The sequence below is a fragment of the Rhabdochromatium marinum genome (genome assembly GCF_016583795.1).
GTDB classification, from domain to species: domain Bacteria; phylum Pseudomonadota; class Gammaproteobacteria; order Chromatiales; family Chromatiaceae; genus Rhabdochromatium; species Rhabdochromatium marinum.
Genome location: NZ_NRRS01000147.1, coordinates 1 through 2,078, shown reverse-complemented (window position 1 = coordinate 2,078; position 2,078 = coordinate 1). Strand labels below are relative to the sequence as shown.

Sequence of the window (2,078 nt, the reverse complement as noted above, 5' to 3'; positions counted from 1 at the left end):
CAGTCTCCCGACCAGAGCGTCGCTATCCGCCAGAGGCGCAACACGCGATACGGGTGGGTGGCTAGCCCTTACCCGACCGGGACTTTCACCCGGCAAGAAGCGCCAAGCTTCGCTTGGCGCACTAACGTGGAATTTCTGTTTAAACATCACGGGGGAGTGAGCAGTGTCTTGTGCGGGTTGTGAGCAGATTCCAAAGCTGCCTGGTAGCGCCGGGCACTTGTGGCTGGCGCTGCCGCTGGAGCATTCACGGACCAAGCTACTGGGCACATTGCGCACAGCGGCGGATTGGTCGCACCGTTGCGATGAACATGGTCATGTGATCATTGATGTCGGCGCGGGCCAGCTAGAGTCGGTGCTCAATCAGCTTGGCAACTGGTTGAGCATAACTGAAACCCAGCACACCAAAGCGCTGTTTCTGGCACCAGGGCGAATCGCGGATCTCGGCGTACTGGCCGAAGTAGAACCGCTGGCCCGCTGGATCGGACTGGCCCAGGGGCAATGGCTGGCGGATATGTTGGAGAACCAACGTCTGACCATGCATTTTCAGCCCATTGTGCTGGCCTCCGACCCGAGCCGCGCCTACGCCCACGAATGCCTGCTGCGCGGAGTCGATGATCAGGGCCGCATGGTCGCGCCGAACGCGCTGTTTGCCGCCGCGCGCTCCGCCGAATTGCTGTTCCATCTGGATCGGGCCGCACGGCTAACCGCCGTCAATACCGCCGAGCGCCTAAATCTAGCCACCCCGATTTTCATCAATTTCACACCCACCGCTATTTATGATCCGGCCTTTTGCCTAAGGACCACCATCGCGGCGGCACAGCGCACCGGCTGGGCGCCAGAGCGTTTCGTGTTTGAAGTAGTGGAAACCGAAGAACTGGCCAACACTCGCGATCTGGTGGCGATTCTCGCCGAATACCGCGCCGCTGGCTTTCGCGTGGCACTCGACGACCTCGGCGCCGGCTATGGATCCTTGACCCTGCTGGAGCGGCTGCATCCGGATATCGTCAAGTTCGACCGTGAACTCATCACCGAAATCGATCACAGTCCGTCCCGACAAGCGATTGTGACGGCACTGGTGGGTATGGCGCGGCAACTGGGCATCGCCACTGTGGGCGAGGGCGTCGAAACCCGTGCTGAATGGGAATGGCTACGCGAGGCCGGAGTCGATTATGTGCAGGGATTTTTATTCGCGCGACCGGCCAATCCGCCACCGGCACTCAGCAACGATTGGCATCACTGCTCCTAAAAACCTAAACAAAGTTGCTCATAGTGGTTTTTGGGTCATTCGCTCTCCGTTGATAGCACGCGGGATTGACCGGGCGAGCAACTGGAGTCCTGGTTGAGCAGTCCCAACCGGAGGCGCTCAGTCCGTGCTTGCATGATCGCCTTCACCGCTCGATACGGCGTGAACCGCTCGATGTCCGGATCGGTTAAGCGTGCTAGCACGTTTCGCGCAGCGTTCTGGTCGGCGTCCAACACCTCCCCGTCGAAACAGTCAAACCGATCCCCCTGGCGTTTGCCGAGTAGGCATCCGTTGCGGGAATCGATTTGCGAGGTATAGGCCGGATTGACCAGCACGACCGTCGAACCTCGACGGTGTGAAACACTGTCAAGTGCTTCGGCAATGACGCCTTTCGTCCAGCTCGCCAGCCGGCGATTGACGTTCTTGCCGAAGGACTTGCCTGCCATCGGGGCGGTGAGATCTTCTGCCGCGATCACGGCGGCTTTGTCGACCACTTTGTTCACCGACTGGAACACGATGTCGCGGATGCACGCGTGGGTCTTATCCATCTGCCGGTTGAGCTTCTTGCGCCCGAGGTTGAACCGGCGAATGTGCTCGCGCTTGCGCGGGTTGCGGGTGTTGTTGGCGCGCGCGCGCAGTTTGGCGCGGCGCTGGTATTTGGCTTTGAGCGTGTCGGATTGCTCGGTCAGTATTTGGCCCAGTTCCTGGCCGTGGTGCTCGCCGTCGGAATCGACCAGCACCTCGGAGTAGCCTTTATCGACGCCAATGGTGCGCTTGCCGCTGTCCTGTTTGGCTTCGACTTCGATGGTGTAGTGGACTTCGATGCGGTCCTCGT

At 60.3% G+C, this 2,078-nt stretch carries 2 protein-coding genes; one reads left to right on the top strand and one right to left on the bottom strand.

Annotation, left to right across the window (positions count from 1 at the left end; translation table 11 throughout):
* Positions 1-163 precede the first annotated feature (163 nt).
* Positions 164-1,246 carry an EAL domain-containing protein gene (locus tag CKO36_RS18805; RefSeq protein ID WP_200286436.1) on the top strand — a complete coding sequence of 361 codons (1,083 nt, stop codon included), beginning with the start codon at positions 164-166 and terminating at the stop codon, positions 1,244-1,246.
* Between the two features lie 35 nt (positions 1,247-1,281).
* On the opposite strand, the gene CKO36_RS18800 is transcribed toward CKO36_RS18805, so the two are convergent.
* Positions 1,282-2,078, bottom strand: a 797-nt coding sequence (locus CKO36_RS18800) for an RNA-guided endonuclease TnpB family protein (protein ID WP_200286435.1), incomplete at its 5' end; no start/stop codon positions are given.